Genomic DNA, 23,566 nt, shown 5'->3' on the forward strand with positions numbered 1-23,566 from the left:
GCGAGCGGAAGAATTCGGCTGCGATCTGGGATTCGACTCTTGCTCGGCGGCGGCTGAAAGGTCGGTGTCGATCTGCGCCTTCCCGGACCCGTCGCACATGTGGCAGACGCCCGTGTCGAAGATGCCTGATCCCGCGCATCGGAGGCAGAGCTGGGGCTCTGGCGAACTTACGTCGATCTGCGTCATGGACCTGTGCACATACTCTCTAGCCACGCCCTCTATTAAGGCCTTCAGAGGTTTAACCGGCGCTCCGGGATCCCGTTCCTCCTCACGCGGATGCGACCGAAGGCTGGCATAAGGAACGCAGCCTTCACCGAAGCCCAAGCGGTCTAAGGGCGAAGGCCCCGGGTGGCGAATAACCTTCGCGGCGCGGCCTGGCGAGACAGGACAGCGCCGATGGCCGCGATCCTTTCGACCTCTCGATAGCCTTCGTGCGCCAGCATCCCCCCGAAGACATCCGGGTCGATCTCCTCATATGTCATGCTCGCGCCTGCCTCGGCGGCGAGCCGCTCGAGCTCGATGCGCAGCATATCTCGGCCTTCGATGATCGGGCTGCCCGTGTAGAGCACGAAGCGCCCCCGCGGACGCAGGCGATGCAGTCCAACAGAGACCCACGCCAAGGCGAGGTCCATGCCCAAGGCGCCGCCTCCATCGCGATAGGTCCGGTGCTCGCCGTCGGCCAGATAGGGCGGGTTGGCGATGATGAGATCGAACTCGCCGGCCGCGGCCCCGGGCCCAGAGCCCGCGACAATTTCAATCGACAGGCGGGCGTGGGCGGCATTGGCGGCGAGGAGAGCAAGGGCGAAGGGGTTCACGTCCCCGGCCACGACCCTGGAATGCGGCAAGCGTGCGGCCAGCGCCAGCGCGTCGGCGCCGGCGCCGGCGCCGACGTCGAGGATCGAGCGCGGCTGCGTACCGCATAGCGCGGAGGTCAGGAAGCGGACGAAGCGGTAGCTGTCCGGTCCAAGGAAGACGGCGTCAGAGGCGTCGCTCCGGGCGGAGTGCAGGTGCAGGCGCCCGTCAAGCGCACTGACCCTGACAGCGGATCGAAGCGACGCGCCCTCGTCGACGAGGAGCCCGCCGCTCGACATCGTGGCGAGGAGGGTAGGGTCGAGGTCGTTCGGGTCGAAGGGGCGCCCCCAGCCGAAGATGTCTCGCAGGTTAGCGGCGCGGGCGCGCTCCCGCCGGGACGCCACCCGTCTGTGGGTGGCGGGGGTCGGGCTCACGAAATCGTACCCGGCGGCCGCCAGCAGGTCGAGAAGGGCGACCAGGGCCGCGCGCCGCTGCCCAATCCCCATGTCGGCGGAGCTAGGTCCAGGGCGGCGATCGCTGTGATCGGGCGCTCCTTCCATCAGGTCGCCTTCGAGCCGGGCGGCCGGATGGCTTGGCTTGCGACGGCCGGCCGGGAGCGGCGGCGCGGTCGACCTGGGCCGGCGGGTGGGGAAGAACATGCGGATTTCCTGACGGTCCTAACCAAACGAGGAGGCGCTCAAGCTTTGAAACCGGCCGTCGTCGATCTGACGCTGGGCCTTCTAGATAAGGCTCCCGCGCCTGCGGCGTTGCATCCGAGCGGGCGCTCGGGCGTACGCGTCCGACGCGATCAATCTCGGCTCGCGTGGTTTGCGCCGCAGCTTGTGATGTCGCAGATTCGGCGGCCGTCGATCGCGGTCACCGTGACCCGATACGAAAAGCCGTCGTCCCTCATGGTGTCGCCCTCTTTCAACAGCTCGCCCATGAAGCGCAGAGCTTCCCTGTATGCGTCGTCGTCCGTGGCCGCCGCGATCTCCGCGCAGAAGGCGGAGCGGTGCCCGAACAGGGCGAAACGATAGAGAGGGTGGTCGGCGGTCCCGCAGGTCATCGGCGCTCTCCGAGGTATCCACGACTTGAACGAACGCGTCGGCGGGCTGAAAGAGCGAACTGTCCGGAGGACAGCTCTACAGCGGGCCGCGCGCTTTGGACGTCGCCATCGGCGGTGGCCTGATATGACGGCTCCGTCGACGACCGGCGGGACGCGAAGGCGCGCCTCAGCATGCTGGACTTATTAGGCGAGCATAAGAAAACCGATCTGCCGCATTGGGACTCAGGAGGGCCTAACGAGCCTGAAAGCTCAGCTGCGAGAGGGAGCGAGCCCGGATTGCAGGGCCTCCGGTTTGGCGGGTATTCGGAGAGCGGCCTTTGGCGCTTGAAGTTTACTGCAGACGCGCCTCATGCGTGCTCTCGCTTCGGGGGGCATGTCCTTGACGTTCGGAACCGTTCTCATTCCCGTGAGTTGGCCCATCGCAGCTCTCTAACCCCTGGAGCTGCCCTCTGTTGAACCGCGAAGCCCCTCGTTGGAGGCCCCAGGCGCCGGCGAGGGGTCTTCATTTGCCTACAGAAGAAACGCTCGCACGGGCGGGAGCCACATCCGCCGGCCGGGCCAGCGCTCACATTGATGGTGTCGCCGTCGCTGTCGGCGCCACGACCTCCCAAGCTTCTCTCTACGGAAGACCGGCCGGGGCTAGCAGCAGACGGGACGCAGGCGTTGCAAGGCCGACAGCACGGCCAGAAACCTTATCAGGGAGCCGGTGGCGACGCCCGCGACGGCGAAGCCCCGCAGACGACACTCGGATGCCAGCTGGACAGGCGAGGCCGCCGCACTCGATTAGCGGCAAAGATCACCGGGGCCGCCAGGCCGAGGTTGCGCCATTGCGAAAGTCGACGTTCCGCCATGGGGTGGTCTCCTTGTCGTCATGGCCACCTGAAAGCAACCTCGCCGCACGGCCGACGACCTGACGGCCGACATCAATGAGTCTGTCCGATCACTCGAAGGCCGAGGAAGCGGCGATCGCGAGTAGGGCCAAAATCGCAATCACCACCGACCATTCGCCGAAGCTGGGTCGCCATTGGGGACGTCTGGGCAAGTCGCGTTCCTCTACCGTCGGTCCAGCCCCGCTCTTTCAGGAGGTGCGCGAGGGACTGGAGCAGGCCCGCTCAGGAGGCGAGCGACTGGGCGAGCTTAGATCTCCAAGCGCTTTGCGCGTTTAACCTGTGATGATTAACGGCAGCGCTTTTGATATTTCAGCCCGCACGCCGCCGCAGTCGAGGGACGGAGGCCGCCTAGAGGAGGCGCTCGTTCCCGGTCAGGCGTTTGAATAGGCGATCGAGCGCCGCGAGCAGGTGTCCGCCAAATCCAGTCATGCGAAGCCAACAAGCTGCGCCGGAATTGGTTGCGGCCCGGTGCGCCGCAGGGGGTGCGTGGCTGCGCGCCGGGCCGCATCGCACGCCAGCGCCGGAATGCGCCTCCTTAAAGCTCGAGGACCATCCGGGGTTCCGTCTCAGCCCATCCAGCCCATGTAGGCGCACCCGACGATCCCTATGAACGAAAGCGTTCCGAGCAGCCGCGCCGCCTCCCACCCGGCTAGACGCCACCAGCGGGGGATGGGAGATTTTTGTTTGCGCAAAGACGATCTCCCGGCGCCAGGAAGAAGGGGATGCCCGGCAAACTGCTTAAGCCCGGCCTGGTTCCTCTCGGTCGCGCCTTTCTCGTCAGGGGTTGCGGCCCGGAGCGGTGGTCAGGGGGGTTGCGCTCCGGGCCGCAGACTTCCGCGCGGAAGACAATCCTTAGCCGTCCCGAGGGCGATGGGTTCCACGGGGGCGGCTCTTCGACCAACTGCGGAATGACAGCCGAAGCCGGCCCGCTTCACGTTATCCGGTCGCAATCCAGTAAAGGATGCCGAAGATCGCAAGACACAGGGCGATCAGGACCGCCTCTGTCATCCGTCCCGTTCGTTTGGGCCGCCCCGGCACGTTCCGCCTCCCGTCGTGAACGATGTTACTATTTTACAATTTGCATGGCTGTCCAGCCCTCGACCGGCCGCATCGACGGACCGGCTCGGCGACCTGGATAAATCCCTCCTGGGCAGCATAGGGAAGGGCGAGTCCGCAGCGCTCTTCTGGCGCCCCCTTCTACCTGCTGCACTCCGCCTTGGCCGTCAGGCGTTTACGCGCTGGTCGGTATCGTCGACGTTCGCCGCCGCCTGGGCCAGCAGGCTTCCTCCGATCAGCAGAGGAGAGTCCTCGGCTGAAAGGGGAGGTAGGCAAACAAATCGCGCCGCCTTTTGGCCGTTCCGTAGGAACAGATGGATCTCGACGTGGTCGCCGGCGGCAGCCAGCCGCTCCGCCACGGTCTTGGCGACGTCTTCCGCGGCGCGCCCGCGCCCAAACAGCTGAGGCTCGACGTCATCCACGCGGACGGCCCAGACGTCGCCAAAGGGTTCTACAACGACGGTTCGCATCGAAGCATCTCCAGTGAAGAGTGAAGGCGGTCGCTATTTGGATGGCCGCGGAGACGGTTCAAGGGGCGCTGTAGTCCAGCCCGGCAGGCTGTTCCATAAGTTTGGGGGCTTCCAACCGACGGCCGGCCATTGCGACTGCGTCAGCAAAGGCCGGCCAGCGTCCCGGCCCGGATCGCGTCCGGCCTACGCCTTCATGGCGTGCCAGCCTCGGATCATGAAGGCCTGGAAGAAGGACACGGGCGTCGCAAACCCTGCTGCCCGCCAAAGGGCCTCGGTCTCTGCCGCCGGCAGAACCCCCAGCGCGTCGCGCAGCATGCTCTCCAGCCTGGCCGACGATTCGGGGGTCGCGCCCATCAGGGTCTGGACCTGCTTCCAGTCCTTCAACATGTCTGGAAACGCCGCATCTTCGAGATCGGCGCTGATTTCGGCGCTGACGAAGCGACCGCCCCGCTTCAGTCGATCATGAATGGCGCTGTAGAAGGCCGGCCGTTGTTCCCGTCTGATGAAATGGGCGACCAACAGGCTGACCGCGGCGTCGAATGGGCCGGGGGGCGCGTCCTCGGCGTAGCCCTGGATAAGCTCGCATCGCTCCAGAACGCCCGCTTCCTTTAACCGGTCCCGGCCGACATTCAGCATCTCGGCGGAAGGATCGACCCCGACGAAAAACCATCCTGGACGCGCTTGGGCCAGGGAGAGGATTTCAGCGCCCGTTCCCACGCCGACGCACAGCACTCGCGCTTCGCTCGGACATTCGGCCAGGACCAGGCCCGTTAGGAAGTGGAGGCAATTGGAGATCGGAACGAGGGCGCGGTTCCGATGGTCGTAGGCGTCCGCCATCTCCTGGTTGAAGAAGGACGGCGAGGCGGTCGATCGGGAAGAAGGCATTGTTAATGTGTAACACAAACGTCGTCCGGTACCATGCCAACCGTCATGTCCTGTTAGAGCAACCGGCCGATCGTCCGAGGCCCATTTCGGGAATCCTAATCCAGCCTCACATTGACCGCGCAGATCTGGCGGCCGTCCTTCGTCTTCACTCTCACTTCGAAGGCGACGGATTCCCGGCTCAGGATCTCGCGCTCCTTGATCAGATCGCCGGCGAAGCGAAACCCTTGACGACGCGCCTCGGCGTCCGTCGAAGCCTCGGCTTCGTGGACCTGATCCACCTCCAGACCGGCGACGAGGAAATCGTAGAGGGCCATGACGGAAACCTATACGCCCGAGCCTGAACCTAGGATGACTCTGCTGATCGGCGTCTCTCGGCATGGCGCCAGGCGATCCGACCCATGCGAAGGGGAACCGTTAAAGCAACGCCTGGGCGTCGAGGACGTTATCGACGCCGCGTCGCATGAGCGGCGGCGATGGAAATGCGCGAAGTGTGGAGCGGGAAGGCGAAGAGGGGATGTGGTCCGGCGACGAGCTCCACGATCTGATCACGATCAAGCTGACGCGGCGCAGGAGCGTGTCTCCAGCAACCCTCCGCAAGCTCAGTGAAGCGTTCAATCCCTTGGCGCTCATCCCTGCGAGGGACGACCTCATCGTACAGGGCGTCAAGGCCTCCTCCTGCCTCCTGCTTTTGAACGGGTTTGCGGCTCGCTACCGCTTGTTGCGGAATGGGCGGCGCCAATTCACCGAGATTTGTCTCCCAGGCGATTTCGTCAATCTCGGCTCTTTGTTGAAGAAGCGTCAGCCGCAGGGCGTCGTGGCCCTGACGGACTGTCGGGCGGCCTCCATTCCCCATGCTCGCCTTGATCGGTTGATCGACGCCGACGGCGACCTGGTCAGAAGCCTGTGGCTGGACACCCTGGTCGACGGCGCCGTAAGCCGCGAGTGGATTCTTGCGCTCGGCGCCCAGAGCGCAAAGGAGCGCCTGGCCTGGTTCCTGTGTGAACTCTACTGCCGACTGGAACTGGTGGGCCGCGCGAAAGACTGCTGCTTCCAGTTGCCTATGACCCAGGCGGAGATAGCGGATATCCTTGGGCTTTCGACCGTCCATGTGAACCGCGTCGTGGCGGAGCTTCGACGAGAAGGTCTCGTGGAGTGGAAGGGGGCTCTTGTTCATCTGAAAGATTGGGGCGGGCTGGCCGCCCTGGCCGAGTTCGACAAGGCCTACCTGGAGTCGCCTCCAGAGTAAGCGGGCGGTCGCGGTGGGACGGCGGCGCGAGATCGGCCGCGTCCGTCCCTGTTCTCGCTACAGGCGCAAGCGTAGATGGCTTTTATCGACCCACCCCGGCGCAATCGGAAAAGGCTCCGATCCATTAGGATCGTTGTCGGCGGCGCTGAGGCGATCGTCACTACATTGACCTCAGCGGCGAACATGCACCTTGGGAACAGCGTCGCTAACATGACGTTGGCCCATCATGACTGGCGATGTTGCAACACTTATCGGCTCGGCTGCAGCAATCTGCTCGATTACGAGCTTTGCCCCGCAGGCGTACAAGATCTGGAAGGAGAGGGACGCCTCGGCGGTGAGCCTCAAAACCTATTCCCTGACCGTCAGTTGCTTCATCCTGTGGACGATCTACGGCGTGATGACCTCGGCCTGGCCTGTGACCGTCGCCAACGCCTCCGCCCTCGTGATGGCGTCGGCGGTCCTGGTTATGAAATGGCGCTTTCGCGACGCGGCGAAGAGCGCATCGGACGCGTGAACGCGGTCAGGCGGCGAGTGGAAAACGCAGGGTGAAACAACTGCCTCGACCGGGGCCGTCGCTGGCCAGTTCGACGGCTCCGTCATGCATCTCGACCAACTGCTTTACGAGAGCCAGGCCGATGCCGAGACCTTCGCGCGAGCGATCGTCCGGCCCCTTCGACTGAGTGAACATATCGAAGATGCGGCCCTGCATGTCATGCGGCACGCCCACGCCGTTGTCGGCGATGTCGATCCGCACCTCGTCCTGGACGACATCCGCGGAAATACGGATCTGTCCTTCGGACGGCGTGTATTTGGCGGCGTTGGTCAGCAGGTTGCTGACGACCTGCGACAGGCGGGTGAAATCGCCTTCGAGCCACAGGGGCTGGGAAGGCAGGGCGACCGTCAGGTCATGCGCGCCCGCCTCGATCTTGGGTCGGCTGGTGTCCACGGCGGACTCGATGACGCTCTGCAGACTCACACGCTCGCGCTGAAGGGAAATCTTGCCCTGATCGATCCGGGCGACGTCGAGCAGGTCTTCGATCAGCCGCGAGAGGTGGTGGGCCTGAACCTCCATCCGCGCCTGGATGTCGGCCTTGCGGTTCTTGTCCGACTGGCGCTCCAGAAGCTGAAGACCGGCGCGGAGCGCCATGATCGGGTTGCGCAACTCATGGCCCAGCATGGCGATGAAGTCGTTCTTGCGGCGGTCCGCCGCGCGCAGGGCGTTGGCGTAGGCCTCCAGTTCATCGCGCTGGGCGAGAATCTCCCTGCGTTGGCGATAGAGGTCGATGAAGACGTTCGCCTTGCTGCGCAGGATGTCGGTTTCGATCGGTTTCTGGATGAAGTCGACGGCCCCGGCCTCATAGCCCCTGAACCGTCGCTGCAGATCGGCGCTTCCCGCCGTGACGAAGATGATGGGGACGTGGCGCGCGTTCACATTGCCGCGCATGAACTCGGCCAACTGGAAACCGTCCATGCCTGGCATCTGCACGTCCACCAGGGCCAGGGCGACATCGTGGATCAGCAGCAGCTCCAGCGCCTCGTCGCCCGAGCGGGCCTTCAGGCAGACGACGTCCTCCCGCTTCAGCAGCGCCTCCAGCGCGAGCAGGTTCTCTTCAAGGTCGTCGACCAGCAGAAGGTGAATCGGCTGTTCCGGGCTGCTCATTCTGTTCCGAGACCTTTCAGATGTTCGGCGATGCCTTCGAGCGGCAGGGCGACGGCCGCCGTGCAGGCGTTGCGGGCGGCCTGGGGCATGGCCTGGGCGTAGGCGGCGGCGGGCTCCTCCACCAGGGCGACCCCGCCCGCGGCGGCGACGGCGCTCAGCCCGGCTGCGCCGTCCTCGTTGGCGCCGGTCAGGATCACCCCGGTCAGGCCGGCGCCGTAGGCGTCCGCCGCGCTTTCGAACAGCACGTCTATGGAGGGGCGGGAGTAGTTGACGGCTTCGTCGGAGGACAGGGCCATATCACCGTTGCTCTCGACCAGCAGGTGGTAGTCTGAGGGGGCGAAATAGACCACGCCGGGACGGGCGGTCTCCTTGTCTTCGGCCTCCTTGACCTCAAGCAGGCATCTGGCCCCGAACAGAGGGGCCAGCACGTTGCCGCGGTCGGCCGGGACGTGCAGGACGATGAAGATCGGCCAGGGGAAGTCCGCCGGCAGCGACGGGAGGAGGGCGAGCAGGGCCTGCACCCCTCCGGCGGAGGCGCCGATCACCACGGCCCGGTCGGGGGACGGACTCATGGTTCGCGTTTCCTGTAGATCTTCTCCGCCGGGACAAACTCGGAGAAGGCGGCCGCATGGCGTGAGAAGCGCAGGCTTTCCTTCGATCCGATCCCCAGAAAGCCGTTGCGCGCCAGGGAGTCCCTGAAAAGGCCCACGGCGCGATCCTGAAGGCCTCGGTCGAAATAGATCATGACGTTGCGGCAGGAGATGAGCTGCATCTCGGCGAAGACGGCGTCCGTGACAAGGCTGTGGTCAGAGAAGACGACATTGGCGCGCAGCGACTTGTCGAAGACCGCGCGACCGTAGTCGGCCGTATAGTAGTCGGACAGGGACGAGCGGCCGCCCGACTTCTGGTGGTTTTCGGTGAATTTGCGGATTCGATCGAGGGGATAGATCCCCGCTTCCGCGGCGCGCAGGGCGTCGGGATTGATGTCGGTGGCGTAGAAGAGGGTGCGATCGAACAGGCCTTCCTCGCGGAACAGGATGGCCATGGAATACAGCTCCTCCCCGGCGCTGCACCCCGCGATCCACACCTTGAGCGAGGGATAGGTGCGCAGATGGGGCAGCACCTGCTCACGCAGGGCGCGAAAGTAGCCGGGATCGCGGAACATCTCGCTGACCTGAACTGTCAGGAAGGCGAGCAGACGAGGCAGCATTTCGGGATCGTGCAGGACCCGTTCCTGCAGGGCCGTCAGGCTCGGCAGGCCGAAATGGCTGCGCGCCTGAATCAGGCGGCGCTTGATCGACGCCCGTGCGTACTGGCGGAAGTCGTAATGGTAGCGCTGGTATAGCGCCTCCAGCAGCAGACCGATCTCGATATCCTCGATCTCGTTCGTCATGGCGGACTCAGCGGGGCATCCAGACGCGGACCAGGGACAGCAGCTTGTCCACGTCCAGCGGCTTGGCCATGTAGTCGTTCGCCCCGGCCGCCATGCAGCGCTCCTGGTCGTCCGGCATGGCCTTGGCGGTCAGCATCAGCACCGGCAGAGTCGTCCAGCGCGGATCCTTTCTCATTTCACGCGTCGCCGTCAGGCCGTCCATGACCGGCATCATCACGTCCATCAGCACAAGGTCGACAGCCTTCGAAGGATCGGTCGAGGCCTGCTCCAGCGCCTCGAGCGCTTCCTTGCCGTTGCGGGCGATCTCCACCAGGGCGCCGCGCGGTTCAAGGACATTGGTCAGGGAGTAGACGTTGCGGACGTCGTCCTCGACGATCAGAATCCGGCGCCCTTCCAGCACGGCGTCGCGATTGCGCGCCTTGCGGATCATCTTCTGCTGCTCGGGCGGAAGCTCGGACACCACCTGGTGGAGGAAGAGGGAGACCTCGTCGAGCAGCCGCTCCGGCGACTTGGCGCCCTTGATGATGATGGAGCTCGAATAGCGGCGCAGCTGCTGCTCGTGATCGGGCGACAGATCGCGCCCCGTATAGACGATCACAGGCGGGAAGCCATGGCCGCCCTCGCGGCTGAGGGTCTCCAGCAGGGAGAAGCCCGACGCGTCAGGCAGGGTGAGATCAAGCACCATGCAGTCGAAGGTCTGGGTTCTGAGTTGCTCCAGGCATTCGGCGGCGGTGCCCACGCCTACGGTTTCTACGTCGCCGGAGGCCAGCAGGCGGCTCACCGCGTCGCGCTGGACCAGATCGTCCTCCACGATGAGCACGCGACGTACGGTGCGGGTCAGCGTGTCCTCGAGAGTGCGCAGAACCTCGGCGAGATCCTCGCGCTTCACCGGCTTGACCAGATAGCCGATGGCGCCCAGCGACAGGGCGGTCTGGCTGTGATCCTCGGCCGAGACGACGTGGATGGGGATGTGGCGGGTGTCATCGTCGCGCTTCAGCACGTCGAGAACGGTCAGGCCCGACTGATCGGGCAGGCCCACGTCCAGCACGACCGCGCTGGGACGATGGCGCTTGGCCAGCTTGAGAGCCTCCTGGGCCGTGCCCGCCACGATGCACTGGAAGCCCAGCTCGCGGGACAGGTCGCGGACGATGGCGGCGAAGCGGTCGTCGTCCTCGACAACCAGCAGCAGGCGGCGCGTTCCGGCCAGATGATCGCGGTCGTCCTCGATGCTCGCAGACATTGATTGACGCCGCTCGGGAGGCGGTTCCGACGGGGGTGAAACATGCGGGGCAGGGGCAGGCGTCTCGCGCGGAGGGACCTGCGCAGCGTCATAGGCGCGCGGAAGGGTCAGAGTGAAGACGCTCCCTTCGCCCACTCGGCTTTCCAGGGTGATCCGCCCGCCGAGCAGGCGCGCCAGTTCGCGCGAGATCGACAGGCCCAGGCCCGTGCCGCCGTATCTGCGGCTGATGGTTCCGTCGGCCTGCTGGAAGGCCTCGAAAATCCCCGTCTGCTGCTCGGGGGATATGCCGATGCCGGTATCCGACACGGCGAAGGCGATCCTGTCCCCGGGCTGGGCCGATATGCCCAGTTTCACACCCCCGATTTCCGTAAACTTGAAGGCGTTCGACAGCAGGTTCTTGAGAATCTGCTCCAGCCGCTGGCGATCCGTCTCCATCAGATCGGCTCCAGCGTCCAGTTCGATCTCGAAGGCCAGACCGCGATCGTCCGCCACCGGCTGGAAGAGTTGCCGGACGTCCTCCGTCAACCGTTGCATCGACACCGCCTCGGGACGCGCCTGAATGTGGCCTGCCTCGATCTTGGACAGGTCGAGGATGTCGTTGATCAAGGCCAGGAGATCATTGCCGGACGACTGAATCGTGCGGGCGTAGTTGACCTGTTCCTCCGACAGCGTTCCCTCTGGGTTGTCGGCCAGAAGTTTGGACAGGATCAGCAGGGAGTTGAGCGGGGTCCGCAGCTCATGGGACATATTGGCCAGGAAGTCGGACTTATACTGGCTGGCCTGTTCGAGTTCGCGCGCCTTCAGCGTCAGCGCCGAGGCGCCGCGCTCCAGATCGTCGCGCTGGGTTTCCAGCAACTGGGCCTGCTCCTCCAGTTGGCTGTTGGTCTGCTCCAGCTCCGCCTGCTGCTGCTCCAGTCGCGTCTGGGATTCCTTCAGCGCCCGACCCTGTTCCTCCAACTCTTCGTTGGAGACGCGCAACTCCTCGCTCTGGACCTGGAGCTCCTCGGCCTGGCGCTGGGTTTCCTCCAGCATGTTCTGCAGCTGGGCGCGGTAGCGGGCCGAGCGCAAGGCTGTGCCGATGGCGGGCCCGGTTTCTTCAAGCAGGGCCATAAGCCGTTCGTCCGGCGTGTGCAGAAAGCCGAGTTCCAGAACCGCATTGACCGCGCCGTCCGCCCGGGCGGGGGCGATCACCAGGTGCCTCGGCTTGTCGCGGCCGAGGGCCGAACCGATCGTCAGATAGCCCTCAGGCACGTCGGACAGGGTCAGAATCTGACCGTCCGCCGCCACCTGCCCGAGCAGCCCCTCGCGCGGGCCGAAGCGTTCAGCGACGGGCGCGTCCGACGGGACGCCGAGCGCGGCGATGCGTCGATAAAGGCCGCCTTCGCCTTTGAACAGGGCGGCCGCCTGGACGCCGGCGTACCGTCCCAGATAGGCGAGAATGCTGTCTCCCAGCTGTTCCAGCGACTGATCGCCCATCATGGCGACGCCGAGGCCCACCTGGCCTTCATGCAGCCATTCCTGGCGCGCGCGCGCCCTGGCGCTGCGACGGACCAGCATGAAGACCGTGATCGTCAGGACAGCACCGAGCACGCCCGAAAGCACGCCGCTGATCAGCGCCGTGCGATAGGCGGCGTTCATTTCCGTCAGTCGCTGCTGACGCACGCTCTGCTCTTCCTGACGCATGAGGGCGACCTGGGCCCGGATCGCGTCCATCTCCTGCTTGCCCTGATCCGTGGCCATCCGCGCCAGCGCGGCCTGCATGCCCTCGGCGCGGCGCGCCTGTAGGGCCGCGTCCAGCTCGGCCAGTTTGGCGTCGAGGCGAGCGCGCAGCTGATTCAGGTGACCTTGTTGGACAGGGTTGTCGCGGGTGAGCTCCGCGATATCGCCCAGCCGTCGGTTGAGATCCCGGGTCGCCGTCTCGTAGGGCTGCAGATAGGAGACGTTGCCCGTCAGCAGATAGCCGCGCTGGCCCGTCTCGGCGTCCTGAGCGGCGGACAACAGTTCATCAACCGCGAGGATCACCTCGTGCGTATGGATGATCTGCTGGTTGTTGGCGCGCAGAACTTCGACATTCCTCCAGGCGACAAGCCCGGTGGCGAGGAAGAAGGAAAGAACCAGGGCCAACCCCAGAACCGCCCAGGCCTCCATCTTCGAGCCCGCAGACGGACGACGTGACGATTTCATCAAGTTGTGAACCCTGGACGAGGAGCGAGAGCGCCCTGCCTAAGGACGCGTGCAGACCTTGCAATAACCTATGCTGGATTCGCCGCACAGACTTGCTGATGAACGATGCGGCTGATCGCCCCGTGGCCCCGCTGCGGCTCTCACGAGAAAGGCGCGGCCAGCTCCAGAATCTGACGAAGCGGCGGAAAAGCCCGGCGTCGCAGCGCCTCCTGCAGCTTCATTCCGGATGAAGCACCACCTTCGTCCATTCGTTCTGGTTCTCTTTGAAGTTGCGGTAGGCCTCGGGGGCCTGCTCGAGCGGCAGGCGGTGGCTGATCAGATCAGTGGTGTCGATGCGGCCGTCCAGGATCATCTCGAGCAGGGCGGGGAGGTAGCGCTGCACATGTGTCTGGCCGGTTTTGAGGGTCAGGCCTTTCTGCATGAAGGCGCCGACCGGCACCTTGTCCGCGAAGCCGCCGTAGACGCCGGGCACCGACACCGTGCCGCCCTTGCGCACCGCCATGATGGTTTCGCGCAACACGTGGGCGCGGTCTGTCCCCATGCGGGTCGAGGTCTTTACGGCGTCGACGATGTTGTCGGGCGAGAAGCCGTGGCTTTCCATGCCCACGGCGTCGATGCAGCTGTCGGGCCCGAGGCCCGCCGTCATTTCCTGGAGCGCCTCGCGGACCCTGACCTCGTGGTAGTTGAGGACCTCGGCGCCGTTGGCCCTGGCCAGGGCCAGGCGGTTGGGATGGTGATCGATGGCGATGACGCGGCCCGCGCCCTGAAGGAAGGCGCATTTGATCGCGAACAGACCCACCGGCCCGCAGCCCCAGACGGCGACGGTGTCGCCGCGCTCGATCTGGCAGTTCTCGGCGGCCATCCAGCCCGTGGGGAAGATGTCGGACAGAAAGAGCACCTTCTCGTCCTCGACGCCGTCCGGGATCTTGATCGGCCCGTAGTCGGAATAGGGCACCCGCGCGTACTCGGCCTGTCCTCCGGCGTAGCCGCCGGTCAGGTGCGAATAGCCGAAGGCGCCGGTCATCACCTGGCCGAAGGCGATCTCCGATGCGTCGGCCTTATCCGCCGGATTGGAATTGTCGCAGGCGGCGGGAAGGGATTTCTGGCAGAAGAAACATTGGCCGCAGGCGATGACGAAGGGCACCACGACCCGGTCCCCCTTCTTCAGGCTGGTGTTTCCGCGCCCGACGTCCACGACTTCGCCCATGAATTCATGGCCGAGGATGTCGCCGTTCGACATTCCGGGGATGTAGCTGTCGTACAGATGCAGATCCGAGCCGCAGATGGCCGTGGCCGTAATCCTGATGATGGCGTCGCGAGGGTTGATGATCTCCGGGTCGGGAACCGTGTCCATCTGGACGTTATGCTTGCCGTGCCAGGTGAGCGCGCGCATGGGCGATCCTTTCTGCTGCGATCAGAGGCGGCGGGAGCCGCGCGGCGCTGCATCCGGCGCCCTTGAGGTCGAAATCTCGCCCGTCTCCATGAGCTGCTTGAAGCGCCGCAGTTCGCGCCGCGCCTGCAGGCGCGGCTCGCGCTGCATGACCTTGGCGATCGCCTTGCCCACGACCCCGCCGGGCGGATCGTAGCTGATGAAGAGCCGGACCTCCGTGCCGCGCCCGAAAGGATGGTCCCGGAACTCGATCCAACCCTCATGGTCGACGTCGGAGCCCTGGGTCGAGGTCCAGGCGATGCGACGGTCCGCCAGGTCCTCTGTGACCACGGAGGTCAGCGCGACGTCCTTTCCGCCCGGTCCTTCGACGACCCATCGGGAATGCGTCGCGTCCAGAACTTCGACAGACTTCACCGTCTCCGAGAAGACGGGCAGGTTCAAAAGATCGCGCCAATAGTTGTAGAGGGCCGATCGGGGCCGTCGGATCAGCATGGCGCGCAAGCTGTCGGCCGCGTGGCGCCCTTCGTGAAGGTCGCTGTCGCGGAAGGCCGAGGAATCCACATCGGCGTCAGTCGAAATCGGACGATCGGTCATGTCTGGCTCCGGTGCGTGAAGAGCCAATGGACCGACAGCGGGTTCGTTGCGGAGATCGATGAAGTGACGGGTATCCGACAGCCGGACCCCTCATCCGCTCCGCCGGTTTGCCAGAGACCCGCAAACCGAAGGAGATCGACATGATCAACAACGACGACGTCTGGCGCGACGTGTTCGTGACTGGCCTGAAGAACGCCCATGCCGTGGAGCATCAGGCCCTGGCCCTGATGGATCGGCAGATCGAACGCGCCAGAAATTTCATGGAGGTGGCGGAGAAGCTGAAGGCGCACCGGCTTGAAACCGAGCAGCAGATTTCACGGCTTGAGCAGATTCTCTCGGGCCTTGACGAGAGTCCGTCAGGTCTGAAGGACGCCGCGATGTCCATGAGCGGCAACATGGCAGCCCTGGGCCACACCTTCGCCGAGGACGAAATTCTCAAGAACGCCTTCGCCAACTTCGCCTTCGAGAACTATGAGGTCGCGGCCTACAAGGGACTGATCGTCCTGGCCGAGCACGGTGGCTACTCTGTCGCGTTGGATCCGCTGAACGCCTCGCTGGATGAAGAAGCGCGCATGGCGGCCTGGGTGGACCAGAGCCTGCCGGCCCTCACCGAGAAATTCCTGATGCTGAAGCGCGCGGGCGAGAACCCCAGCCGCTGATCGCTGTCGCAAGGAGACGCGAGATGTTCATGCACAACAAGAAGCTGATGTACACGGTGCGGGTTTCAGAACCCAATCCGGCCCTGGCGACCCTGATGCTGGAGCAGTTCGGCGGGCCACAGGGCGAATTGGCGGCGGCGATGCGCTACTTTACGCAGGGTCTGGCGGACGAGGACGTCGCCCGCCGCGACATGCTGATGGACATCGCGACCGAGGAGCTCAGCCACCTCGAGATCATCGGTTCGATCGTCGCCATGCTGAACCGCGGCGCCAAGGGGCGCCTGGCCGAGGCGGCGGAGGAGGAGGCCGACCTCTACGCCAGCATGACGTCGGGGGGCGAAAGCCACACTACGTCCATCCTCTATGGAGGCGGCGCGGCCCTGATCAATTCGGCGGGCGTGCCCTGGACGGCGGCCTATGTGGACTCGATCGGGGATCCGGCCTGCGACCTACGCTCCAACATCGCGGCGGAGTCGCGGGCCAAGATCGTCTATGAGCGACTGATCAACGTCACCGACGACCCGGGAATCAAGGACGCCCTGACCTTTCTGATGACGCGTGAGGTCGCCCACCAGAAGTCGTTCGAGAAGGCCCTCTACGCCATCCCCGCCAACTTCCCGCCGGGCAAGCTGCCGGGCCATCCGGACTTCGCGGACAAATACTACAACATGTCCCAGGGCGAGGGCGACGCATCCGGACCGTGGAACACGGGCGAGCAGTGGGACACCGTCGACGAGCGCGAAGCTCAAATGGCCGTCGACGGCGGGGACGGCCGCGCCGAGGTGGCGCTTTCGGCCGACGAAGAAAAGGCGGTGGAGACATTCGCCGCTCGCACGCGTTCCGATCCCGAATCCGATCCGTTGACCGGCGCGGACCTCGGGGCCGGCCCAGGCGCGGGGCGAACTCGGCCGGTCCCATCCGTTCCGCCGGGCTAGGGGGCGGTCGTTTCACATCAGGAAGGGGAGGCGGGGTTGCGGACGGACGATGCGAAACACCGTCGCATTCGCGGAGCGGCCGGCGCGTCAGGCGTCGGCCGTATCCTTATCCGCATTGAGGCTCGGGTTCGGCCTTTGCCACGCGAGGAGAAAACATGCGCCACGAAATCATCATCGTCGGCGGAGGCGCGGGCGGCCTGGAGCTCGCCGCCCGGCTGGGGCGCGCGTTGGGCCGCAATGAAGGTCCGCGACGCGTGCTGCTGATCGACCGGACCATCTTTCACCTGTGGAAGCCCTCCCTGCACGAGGTCGCGGCCGGCTCGCTGGATTCGCATCAGGAAGGCCTGGCGTATCCGCTGCTGGCCCGGCGCAATCACTTCAGTTTCGCCTTCGGAGACCTAGAGGGACTGAACGCCGCTGAAAAGAGGCTGAGTCTGGCCGAAGTGCGGGACGACGACGGCGGGGTTCTGATTCCGCCGCGAACGCTGGCCTATGACCGGTTGGTGCTGGCGATGGGCAGCGGCTCCAATCTGTTCAATACGCCGGGGGCCGCCGAGCACGCCCACCTGCTGGAGGACGTGGCGGACGCCGAAGCCTTCAACCGGCGCCTGACCGGCGCCTTCCTGGCCTCGGCCTATGCGCCCGGCCAAAGGGTGGACATCGCCATCGTCGGAGCGGGCGCCACGGGGGTCGAGCTGTCGACCGAGTTGATCGAAGGCCACCGGGCCCTTTCAGCCGGTCTGGGGGCCCATCAGAAGTTCGATCTGGGGGTGACAGTGGTCGAGGCGGGGCCGCGCATCCTCGGCGGTCTGCCCGAAACCGTGGCCGCCAAGGCGGCGCAGGAACTGGAGCGCCGGGGCGTGACCCTCGCCGTGGACGCCAGGGTTGAGCAGGTTGCGGCGGACGGACTGCAGACCAGCCGGGGCTGGATTCGATCGGACCTGACCGTATGGGCGGCGGGCGTTCTGGCGTCGCCCCGCAATCGCGATTTCGGACTTGAGACCGGGCGTCTCAATCAGTTCTTGACGGACGATCGTCTGAGGACGTCCGCCCCGGACGTCTACGCCATGGGAGACTGCGCCCAGACTCCGCATGGCGCCGGCTTCGTCCCGGCACGCGCTCAGGCGGCGGCCCAGCAAGCCAGATATCTGGCTCGCGCCCTGCTCAAGGCGGGCGATCCGGGGCCCTATGTCTATCGCGACCGCGGCTCCCTGGTGTCCCTGGGCAGCGAAGGCGGCGTGGGATCGCTGATGGGCGGTCTGGTCGGGCCGAACTTCCTGATCGAGGGCTGGCTGGCGCGTCAGGCCTATATGGGTCTTCACCTTGACCACTATCGCGCGGTGATCGGCCTGCGGCGTACAGCGCTTCTGGCCCTGTCCCGCCTGCTGATGCGCCGCGTGTCCGGGCGGCTCAAGCTGCACTGAGGGAGCCCGGATGAAAGTCTGAATCCAGACGCTCCGGAATGGCGTCCGGGGACCGCGATTGCAGGGAGGCGGTAAGGGAGGCCGTCTCCATGAATGCTCACGATCCCGCGCCCGCCCCGCCTCCCGGCGCGCCGCCGCGATTCCAAGGCCGGGTGGCATTGGTCACCGGCGGCGCGCGCGGCATAGGACGCGCCATCGCCCTGGCTCTGGCGCGCGAGGGCTGCGACGCCGACAAGCTTTCCCCCTTCGAGAACGCCGCGGGAGTCTTCTTCACCGGCGGCGACCAGCTCCGCTTATCCAGCCAGATTGGAGACACTCCGATCGAACGGAGCGTCCGGCGTCTGTATGAGAGGGGCGGCCTGATCGCCGGCACCTCGGCCGGCGCCTCCGTCATGAGCGAGACCATGCTTGTGAAGGGGACGGCCGAAGAATCCTATCGCATCGGCGAGCTGCATATGGCGCCGGGACTGGGATTGCTGCGGGACGCCATCATCGACCAGCATTTCGCCGAGCGTGGGCGTTATGGACGTCTGCTCGGCGCCGTGGCGCATAATCCGAGACTGCTGGGCCTTGGCGTAGACGAGGACACCGCCCTCGTGGTCGAAGGACGCCGGATGACTGTTTTGGGCGCCGGAGCAGTCTATGTGGTCGACGGCGAAGCCGCCACTCATTCCAATATTGCGGAAGGCCAGGCTGACGACGCCCTGTCGCTGTTCGACATCCGCATGCATGTGCTGGCTCATGGCGACGGCTTCGACCTGGACGCGCGAAGGCCTGCGGCGGCTGCGCGCGACACGGCCGACTAGCTCCCTGATTGGGCGGCTGGGTCCGGTTGATCGACGAGCGTCCCGGGCGCCGCGTTCATGTCGCGCCCGCGCGGCGTCAGGAATACGGCAAGCACTACGATAAGAATGAATACGCCTGTGATGATCCAGGCCGCCTTGTTTCGCCGCATGAGCGCTGTTCCTTTTCTTGATCCTTAAGGCCAGCGCGCACGCGGCGAGGGCGTTGCCTGCGTGCGGAGGACGACATTGCGGCGGTCAGACCGGAGAACAGTCAAGGCGAAGGTAGGCGTCGTCGAACTCGGCCGCCTCGATGAGGCGTTGGCGATCGACGACGCGAACCTGGGCGCCTTTCCAGCTAATCCAGCCCGTGTCGCGCAAAATCTGCAAGGTGCGGTTGAGATGCACCGCGGACATGCCCAGAAAATCCGCCAGATCCTGCTGTCGGATCGGCAGGTCGAAGACGCCGTCGTCGACGATCCTCGGTGATGCGCCTCAGTCGGTCATGTGGAACGGCCGACACGACGCAGGGTGAAAGACCCAGGACGCCATGATCCGTCTGCCGCATGACGAGGCTGTGCAAGTCGACGAAATCGCCGGGGCAGTTGACCTGGGTGTACTGGCGCCGTCCGTCGGCCAGCTCGCTGTACCGGGCGGCGAAGCCGGAAAGGAGAAGGGTGCTGATCTCCGGCCGTTCGCCTGGGCCGACGAGCTGCGCGCCGGCCGGTTTGAGCACCGGCTCTTCCACGAGTCCGGCCAAGGCTGCGGATTCCTGAGCGGTCAGACAGTCGCGTCTGGCGAGCTTGAGTTCGAGCCGACGCGTGGGAGGAAGGTGGAGCATGGCGTCCTCTTGCGAATACAGGCCAACGCCAGCGGCTCGTAGTCGTTGCGGCTCCCGAGCGGGAGCCGCTCCTTCCCGTCAGGCAATTCTCCTGAGGGGCGACTCCGGCGCCTGAATGAAGCTCTTGCTTTCAGGAGCGCGCACAGGCGCGGCCCGGTCGGCGAGGCTCGCAGCGGGGGCGACGCAGCAAGAGGCGGCCCGGAGGCCTTCCAAATCCAGGATGCGGACCCGCCCTCTGCCGAAACGAACCAGACCCAGAGCCTGGAGCCGGGCCGCTGCGACATTGACGCTGGTGCGCTGGACGCCCAACATCTGGCCGAACTGGGCCTGTGTGATATGCAGCGGCGCGCCGGCGGATCCCTCGTGCAGTCGTACAATCCATTTGGCGAGCCGATCCAGGACCGCATGGGAGGCGTTGCAGCAGGCCTCGGCCTCCAGTCCACGCAGACGCTGCTGCGCCTGCAGCATGACCAGTCGTGTCAGCCAATCCCGACCGAGCGTGTCGAGGATCGAGGCCGCGGGGGTGCTGAACAGCAGGGTTTCCACCAGGGGGACGGCCACTGGACCGGGGGAGGTCGGCCATAGGGCGCGGTCCCATCCTTGAACCGCCCCGGCGGGTACGAGCGAAACGCAGATGTCGCCGGCCCCCGGGAACAGGCCCACCGCGCCGTTCAAGACGAAATGCAGTTCGTGCTCGGCGAGTGCCCGGCCGAAGCTCTGAGTCCGTTGCAGACGGCCTGTCGCCTCTATTCGCTTTCGAGCTTCAAGCGGCAGCGCTTGAAAGACCGGATGGTCGGCGACCCCCAGTTCGCGGGCGGGGGCGGTGATGAAGGCACGGCTAGGCGAGAACGAAGACAAACGCGACATGGGAATTCCTCCACGTCGGGAGCATGGCATGCCGCCGAAGAGCTCACGTTCACATGGGTTAAGCCGCAGGCTTTAGGAGCCGTCGGCGCCGGGTTCCGCTTGTCTGAAGGCGTCCTTAGGGCAACCTCAGTTCGTACGAATGATTGTGGAGCGGCTGAGCATCAGGAGTCTGACCATGCCGCCAAGCCCACATGAAAAATCCGCCACCGCTGTTCACGAGCAGCGTCCGATTGAAGCGCAGTACGCCCGCCAGGGTCGCGGCGGGAGGCGCATTACGATCATCCTCGCGGCGGGCCTCGCCTTGACGGCTGTGGGGTTCGGCCTGGTTTGGCTGTCCTGGTCGAAGCCCCTTTCGGAAGCGCCCGTCGACAAGGGTCTGCTTCCGGAGGCCGCGCCTTATTTTCAGGACGACGGCCAGGGGGGCGGGGCGCCTGCAAGGGAAACGCCGCGATGAGAGGCGCGCATTTAATGCAGGGCTTCGCAGGCCTGGTCCTGATCGGGCTCGGGCCTGGGCGGCCCTGGCGGCGGGTCTGTTTCTCGTGCTCGATCAGATCATGTTTCGCAGGGACCATCCGTGACATCGCCATCTATCGGCGAGGCGCGGAAGAACGCTGCGCCCCCGGAGCGGCTGCTCGCCGAAGGGAGAGCGTTCGCCGGCAGATCAACCGGATGGAGCGCTTGCGGGAAAAGGGCCTGGAGCAAGCTGCTGTTGCGGCTGGGCGTATCCCGTTGGACCTGGCCTAGCCTTGAGCATGCGTTCGGGCATAGGCGACGCCGCTGTCGCGGGCGCCGGGAAGGCCTGATGAGGGAAACGCCGCGTCGATCTGTTTAGGCGTTTCGATGTGCTTCCGTACCCAAGTCGGAAGGCGCCATGAGATCGGCGAGGGCGGCGACGGCGCCGGCGATCTGGCGTCGCTTGTTCGGCGACAGCAGCGCGAGCCTCGCCAGCACATCCGAATGAAGTAGGTCCGGCGCCTCGGCCAGGGCCTGGTGCCCCGGCTCGGTCAGGCGCGCGTGGACGATGCGACGATCCGTGGTCGATCTGTACCGGACGATGAGGCCGCGCGCCTCCAGTCGGTCGAGCACCGCCACCACGGTCGGCGGCGACATGGAGACGTCCTGGGAAATGGCGCGGGTGCTGACCTCGCCGAGACGACGGATGGATTGCAGCACCAGAAGCTGCGGCAGCGTCAGGCCTGTCAACCGGGCGATCTCGCGCGAGCGAACGTCGATCGCCTGGGCGATGCGGCGGACCGAGCGCACCAATGACGCCGTGGCGTCGGCGGCTGACGGCAGGGGAATTTCGCTCATTGGGTTGAACTCATTCGTGAACTAACCATTTGTACGCGCTGCATCCACACTTCAAGGAGGACCCATGTGCGGTCTTAGCGGCGAGATCAACTTCGACGGGCGCCCCGCCGACGCCGGCGCGGTACAGCGGATGACGGACGCCCTCTTGCCCCGGGGACCGGACGGATCCGGCATAGTGATGCGTGGGCCAGTGGGATTGGGACATCGGCGCCTCATGATCATCGACCTGTCGGAGAAGGCGCAGCAACCGATGGTGGACGCCGATCTGGGCGTCACTCTGGCCTTCAACGGCTGCATCTACAACTATCCGGAATTGCGCGAGGAGCTTCAGGGCCTGGGTTTCCGCTTCTTCTCGCACGGCGACACGGAGGTGATCATCAAGGCCTGGAAGGCCTGGGGCGAGGCCTGCGTCGAGCGGTTCAAGGGGATGTTCGCCTTCGTCCTGCACGAACGCGACAGCGGTCGGATCGTGATCGCGCGCGACCGTTTCGGCATCAAGCCGCTGTATCTGGCCGAACGAGGCAGGCGGCTGCGTTTCGCTTCGACCCTCCCGGCGCTTCTGGCGGCGGGCGACGTCGACAGGACAATCGACCCGGTGGGTCTGCAGCATTATATGACCTTTCATGCGGTGGTGCCGCCGCCGCACACCATCCTGAAGGGGGTGAAGAAGTTTCCGCCGGCGACGATACGGGTGATCGAGCCGGACGGCGCGTCGCGCGAACGGGTCTACTGGCGCCCGGACATGACGCGCCACGCCGGGGACGCCGCCCTGACCGCCGAGGACTGGCGCGATCAGGTGCTGGACGGCCTGCGCATAGCGGTGAAGCGCCGCATGGTCGCCGATGTGCCCGTCGGCGTGCTGCTGTCGGGTGGAGTGGATTCCAGCCTGATCGTCGGCCTGTTGGCCGAACTGGGTCAGAAGGACCTGATGACCTTTTCGGTCGGCTTCGAGGAGGCCAACGGCGAGAAGGGAGACGAGTTCGTCTATTCCGACCTGATCGCCAGACACTATGGGACGAAGCATCATCAGATCTTCGTGCCGCACCAGCGGCTGATGGAGGCTCTGCCCGGCACGATCGGCGCCATGTCCGAGCCGATGGTCAGCTATGACAATGTCGGCTTCTACCTGCTGAGCCAGGAAGTCTCGAAACACATCAAGGTCGTCCAGTCCGGGCAAGGGGCCGACGAGGTGTTCGGCGGCTACCATTGGTATCCTCCGATGGTCGGGGCCGCCGACCCTGTCGAGGCCTACGGCGGCGCCTTCTTCGACCGCAGCCACGAAACCCTGAAAACCCAGTTGAACGGCGCCTATATGACGGATGTCGATGTCAGCCGGGCTCTGGTCGAGGCGCATTTCGCGCAACCCGGGGCGGAGACCTCTGTCGACAAGGCGCTGCGGCTGGATAGCCAGGTGATGCTGGTCGATGATCCGGTGAAGCGGGTTGATAACATGACCATGGCCTGGGGACTGGAGGCGCGCGTGCCCTTCCTGGACCATGAACTGGTCGAACTGGCCGGACGTATCCCGCCGGAACACAAGCTGGCCCAGGGCGGCAAAGGCGTGCTCAAGGCGGCGGCGCGCCTTGTCGTCCCATCAGAGGTGATCGATCGCAAGAAGGGCTACTTCCCGGTGCCCGCGCTCAAATACATCCAGGGTCCCTATCTCGACATGGTGCGTGAGACCCTGACCAATCAGGCGGCGCGCGACCGCGGGCTGTTCGACAGGGCCTACCTGGATCGGCTGTTCAACGACCCGACAGGCCATATCACCCCTTTGCGTGGTTCGGAGCTGTGGCAGGTCGCCGTCCTCGAGATGTGGATGCAGCAACATGGCGTCTGATCTTCGTCTCGCGCGTCCCAAGGCGCACCGGCTGAAACGCA

At 65.5% G+C, this 23,566-nt stretch carries 22 protein-coding genes; 7 read left to right on the forward strand and 15 right to left on the reverse strand.

The window, feature by feature from the left end; all coding sequences use genetic code 11:
* Positions 1-329: 329 nt before the first annotated feature.
* From ACWGL1_RS04980 to ACWGL1_RS05000, 5 genes are all read right to left on the reverse strand, one after another.
* A complete protein-coding gene (locus ACWGL1_RS04980) occupies positions 330-1,451 on the reverse strand; it encodes a methyltransferase (RefSeq protein WP_452111339.1) in 1,122 nt (373 codons plus the stop codon).
* Between the two features lie 149 nt (positions 1,452-1,600).
* The gene (locus tag ACWGL1_RS04985; RefSeq protein ID WP_291783760.1) at positions 1,601-1,858 is read right to left on the reverse strand and encodes a DUF6894 family protein; all 258 of its coding nucleotides are present in this window, start codon (positions 1,856-1,858) and stop codon (positions 1,601-1,603) included.
* Between the two features lie 2,113 nt (positions 1,859-3,971).
* Positions 3,972-4,274: a hypothetical protein gene (locus ACWGL1_RS04990; protein WP_269298477.1), complete on the reverse strand. Its 303-nt coding sequence runs from the start codon at positions 4,272-4,274 to the stop codon at positions 3,972-3,974.
* Between the two features lie 183 nt (positions 4,275-4,457).
* Entirely contained in the window at positions 4,458-5,111 is a 654-nt protein-coding gene (locus ACWGL1_RS04995) for a class I SAM-dependent methyltransferase (RefSeq protein ID WP_269298479.1), read from the reverse strand.
* A 143-nt stretch (positions 5,112-5,254) separates the two neighbouring features.
* On the reverse strand, positions 5,255-5,473 hold the full coding sequence (locus tag ACWGL1_RS05000) for a hypothetical protein (RefSeq protein WP_269298481.1): 219 nt from the start codon (positions 5,471-5,473) through the stop codon (positions 5,255-5,257).
* Between the two features lie 146 nt (positions 5,474-5,619).
* Between ACWGL1_RS05000 and ACWGL1_RS05005 the strand changes: the two genes are divergently transcribed.
* Both ACWGL1_RS05005 and ACWGL1_RS05010 read left to right on the forward strand, forming a co-directional pair.
* Positions 5,620-6,405 (forward strand): Crp/Fnr family transcriptional regulator, encoded by a 786-nt coding sequence (locus ACWGL1_RS05005; protein WP_269298483.1) that lies wholly within the window; start codon positions 5,620-5,622, stop codon positions 6,403-6,405.
* Positions 6,406-6,631: 226 nt separating this feature from the next.
* On the forward strand, positions 6,632-6,919 hold the full coding sequence (locus ACWGL1_RS05010; protein ID WP_200165245.1) for a SemiSWEET family sugar transporter: 288 nt from the start codon (positions 6,632-6,634) through the stop codon (positions 6,917-6,919).
* A 6-nt stretch (positions 6,920-6,925) separates the two neighbouring features.
* On the opposite strand, the gene ACWGL1_RS05015 is transcribed toward ACWGL1_RS05010, so the two are convergent.
* From ACWGL1_RS05015 to ACWGL1_RS05040, 6 genes are all read right to left on the reverse strand, one after another.
* Positions 6,926-8,065 (reverse strand): hybrid sensor histidine kinase/response regulator, encoded by a 1,140-nt coding sequence (locus tag ACWGL1_RS05015; protein ID WP_452111340.1) that lies wholly within the window; start codon positions 8,063-8,065, stop codon positions 6,926-6,928.
* Positions 8,062-8,637 (reverse strand): chemotaxis protein CheB, encoded by a 576-nt coding sequence (locus tag ACWGL1_RS05020; protein WP_269298488.1) that lies wholly within the window; start codon positions 8,635-8,637, stop codon positions 8,062-8,064. Before ACWGL1_RS05020 ends, ACWGL1_RS05015 begins: the two co-directional genes overlap by 4 nt.
* The gene (locus ACWGL1_RS05025; protein ID WP_338575452.1) at positions 8,634-9,458 is read right to left on the reverse strand and encodes a CheR family methyltransferase; all 825 of its coding nucleotides are present in this window, start codon (positions 9,456-9,458) and stop codon (positions 8,634-8,636) included. Before ACWGL1_RS05025 ends, ACWGL1_RS05020 begins: the two co-directional genes overlap by 4 nt.
* A 7-nt stretch (positions 9,459-9,465) precedes the next feature.
* Positions 9,466-12,846 carry a response regulator gene (locus ACWGL1_RS05030; RefSeq protein ID WP_338578619.1) on the reverse strand — a complete coding sequence of 1,127 codons (3,381 nt, stop codon included), beginning with the start codon at positions 12,844-12,846 and terminating at the stop codon, positions 9,466-9,468.
* Positions 12,847-13,099: 253 nt separating this feature from the next.
* Positions 13,100-14,275: a zinc-dependent alcohol dehydrogenase gene (locus ACWGL1_RS05035; protein WP_269298492.1), complete on the reverse strand. Its 1,176-nt coding sequence runs from the start codon at positions 14,273-14,275 to the stop codon at positions 13,100-13,102.
* Between the two features lie 21 nt (positions 14,276-14,296).
* Positions 14,297-14,866 (reverse strand): SRPBCC family protein, encoded by a 570-nt coding sequence (locus ACWGL1_RS05040; RefSeq protein ID WP_269298494.1) that lies wholly within the window; start codon positions 14,864-14,866, stop codon positions 14,297-14,299.
* 140 nt (positions 14,867-15,006) lie between these two features.
* On the opposite strand from ACWGL1_RS05040, the gene ACWGL1_RS05045 reads away from it, so the two are divergent.
* From ACWGL1_RS05045 to ACWGL1_RS05060, 4 genes are all read left to right on the forward strand, one after another.
* The gene (locus ACWGL1_RS05045) at positions 15,007-15,525 is read left to right on the forward strand and encodes a ferritin-like domain-containing protein (protein WP_338575449.1); all 519 of its coding nucleotides are present in this window, start codon (positions 15,007-15,009) and stop codon (positions 15,523-15,525) included.
* Between the two features lie 23 nt (positions 15,526-15,548).
* The gene (locus tag ACWGL1_RS05050) at positions 15,549-16,460 is read left to right on the forward strand and encodes a manganese catalase family protein (protein WP_253107989.1); all 912 of its coding nucleotides are present in this window, start codon (positions 15,549-15,551) and stop codon (positions 16,458-16,460) included.
* A gap of 155 nt (positions 16,461-16,615) precedes the next feature.
* Positions 16,616-17,884, forward strand: a complete 1,269-nt coding sequence (locus tag ACWGL1_RS05055; protein ID WP_269298498.1) for an NAD(P)/FAD-dependent oxidoreductase — start codon at positions 16,616-16,618, stop codon at positions 17,882-17,884.
* Positions 17,885-17,973: 89 nt separating this feature from the next.
* Positions 17,974-18,690 carry a cyanophycinase gene (locus ACWGL1_RS05060; protein ID WP_269298500.1) on the forward strand — a complete coding sequence of 239 codons (717 nt, stop codon included), beginning with the start codon at positions 17,974-17,976 and terminating at the stop codon, positions 18,688-18,690.
* A 234-nt stretch (positions 18,691-18,924) separates the two neighbouring features.
* Here the strand turns inward: ACWGL1_RS05060 and ACWGL1_RS05065 are convergent, their stop codons facing one another.
* The 4 genes from ACWGL1_RS05065 to ACWGL1_RS05080 all read right to left on the reverse strand — a co-directional run bounded on the left by ACWGL1_RS05065 (position 18,925) and on the right by ACWGL1_RS05080 (position 21,685).
* The gene (locus ACWGL1_RS05065; RefSeq protein ID WP_452111341.1) at positions 18,925-19,083 is read right to left on the reverse strand and encodes a hypothetical protein; all 159 of its coding nucleotides are present in this window, start codon (positions 19,081-19,083) and stop codon (positions 18,925-18,927) included.
* The gene (locus tag ACWGL1_RS05070) at positions 19,025-19,507 is read right to left on the reverse strand and encodes a cyclic nucleotide-binding domain-containing protein (protein WP_331283367.1); all 483 of its coding nucleotides are present in this window, start codon (positions 19,505-19,507) and stop codon (positions 19,025-19,027) included. Before ACWGL1_RS05070 ends, ACWGL1_RS05065 begins: the two co-directional genes overlap by 59 nt.
* Positions 19,508-19,585: 78 nt before the next feature.
* Positions 19,586-20,374 carry a Crp/Fnr family transcriptional regulator gene (locus ACWGL1_RS05075; RefSeq protein WP_269298506.1) on the reverse strand — a complete coding sequence of 263 codons (789 nt, stop codon included), beginning with the start codon at positions 20,372-20,374 and terminating at the stop codon, positions 19,586-19,588.
* 828 nt (positions 20,375-21,202) lie between these two features.
* Positions 21,203-21,685 (reverse strand): MarR family winged helix-turn-helix transcriptional regulator, encoded by a 483-nt coding sequence (locus ACWGL1_RS05080; RefSeq protein WP_200165218.1) that lies wholly within the window; start codon positions 21,683-21,685, stop codon positions 21,203-21,205.
* 64 nt (positions 21,686-21,749) lie between these two features.
* Between ACWGL1_RS05080 and ACWGL1_RS05085 the strand changes: the two genes are divergently transcribed.
* Positions 21,750-23,525, forward strand: a complete 1,776-nt coding sequence (locus ACWGL1_RS05085) for an N-acetylglutaminylglutamine amidotransferase (RefSeq protein WP_452111342.1) — start codon at positions 21,750-21,752, stop codon at positions 23,523-23,525.
* The last annotated feature ends 41 nt before the right edge of the window (positions 23,526-23,566 follow it).

The organism is Brevundimonas sp. NPDC055812, from assembly GCF_053616535.1.

Coding starts and splice junctions, on each gene's coding strand:
- ACWGL1_RS05015 (WP_452111340.1), bottom strand. CDS start 8,065: ATGAGCAGCCCGGAACAGCCGATTCACCTTCTGCTGGTCGACGACCTT.
- ACWGL1_RS05055 (WP_269298498.1), top strand. CDS start 16,616: ATGCGCCACGAAATCATCATCGTCGGCGGAGGCGCGGGCGGCCTGGAG.
- ACWGL1_RS05075 (WP_269298506.1), bottom strand. CDS start 20,374: ATGTCGCGTTTGTCTTCGTTCTCGCCTAGCCGTGCCTTCATCACCGCC.
- ACWGL1_RS05005 (WP_269298483.1), top strand. CDS start 5,620: ATGAGCGGCGGCGATGGAAATGCGCGAAGTGTGGAGCGGGAAGGCGAA.
- ACWGL1_RS05010 (WP_200165245.1), top strand. CDS start 6,632: ATGACTGGCGATGTTGCAACACTTATCGGCTCGGCTGCAGCAATCTGC.
- ACWGL1_RS05030 (WP_338578619.1), bottom strand. CDS start 12,846: ATGGAGGCCTGGGCGGTTCTGGGGTTGGCCCTGGTTCTTTCCTTCTTC.
- ACWGL1_RS05000 (WP_269298481.1), bottom strand. CDS start 5,473: ATGGCCCTCTACGATTTCCTCGTCGCCGGTCTGGAGGTGGATCAGGTC.
- ACWGL1_RS04980 (WP_452111339.1), bottom strand. CDS start 1,451: ATGTTCTTCCCCACCCGCCGGCCCAGGTCGACCGCGCCGCCGCTCCCG.
- ACWGL1_RS05070 (WP_331283367.1), bottom strand. CDS start 19,507: ATGCTCCACCTTCCTCCCACGCGTCGGCTCGAACTCAAGCTCGCCAGA.
- ACWGL1_RS05050 (WP_253107989.1), top strand. CDS start 15,549: ATGTTCATGCACAACAAGAAGCTGATGTACACGGTGCGGGTTTCAGAA.
- ACWGL1_RS05065 (WP_452111341.1), bottom strand. CDS start 19,083: ATGTCCGCGGTGCATCTCAACCGCACCTTGCAGATTTTGCGCGACACG.
- ACWGL1_RS04995 (WP_269298479.1), bottom strand. CDS start 5,111: ATGGCGGACGCCTACGACCATCGGAACCGCGCCCTCGTTCCGATCTCC.
- ACWGL1_RS05080 (WP_200165218.1), bottom strand. CDS start 21,685: ATGAGCGAAATTCCCCTGCCGTCAGCCGCCGACGCCACGGCGTCATTG.
- ACWGL1_RS05060 (WP_269298500.1), top strand. CDS start 17,974: ATGAATGCTCACGATCCCGCGCCCGCCCCGCCTCCCGGCGCGCCGCCG.
- ACWGL1_RS04985 (WP_291783760.1), bottom strand. CDS start 1,858: ATGACCTGCGGGACCGCCGACCACCCTCTCTATCGTTTCGCCCTGTTC.
- ACWGL1_RS04990 (WP_269298477.1), bottom strand. CDS start 4,274: ATGCGAACCGTCGTTGTAGAACCCTTTGGCGACGTCTGGGCCGTCCGC.
- ACWGL1_RS05035 (WP_269298492.1), bottom strand. CDS start 14,275: ATGCGCGCGCTCACCTGGCACGGCAAGCATAACGTCCAGATGGACACG.
- ACWGL1_RS05020 (WP_269298488.1), bottom strand. CDS start 8,637: ATGAGTCCGTCCCCCGACCGGGCCGTGGTGATCGGCGCCTCCGCCGGA.
- ACWGL1_RS05085 (WP_452111342.1), top strand. CDS start 21,750: ATGTGCGGTCTTAGCGGCGAGATCAACTTCGACGGGCGCCCCGCCGAC.
- ACWGL1_RS05025 (WP_338575452.1), bottom strand. CDS start 9,458: ATGACGAACGAGATCGAGGATATCGAGATCGGTCTGCTGCTGGAGGCG.
- ACWGL1_RS05045 (WP_338575449.1), top strand. CDS start 15,007: ATGATCAACAACGACGACGTCTGGCGCGACGTGTTCGTGACTGGCCTG.
- ACWGL1_RS05040 (WP_269298494.1), bottom strand. CDS start 14,866: ATGACCGATCGTCCGATTTCGACTGACGCCGATGTGGATTCCTCGGCC.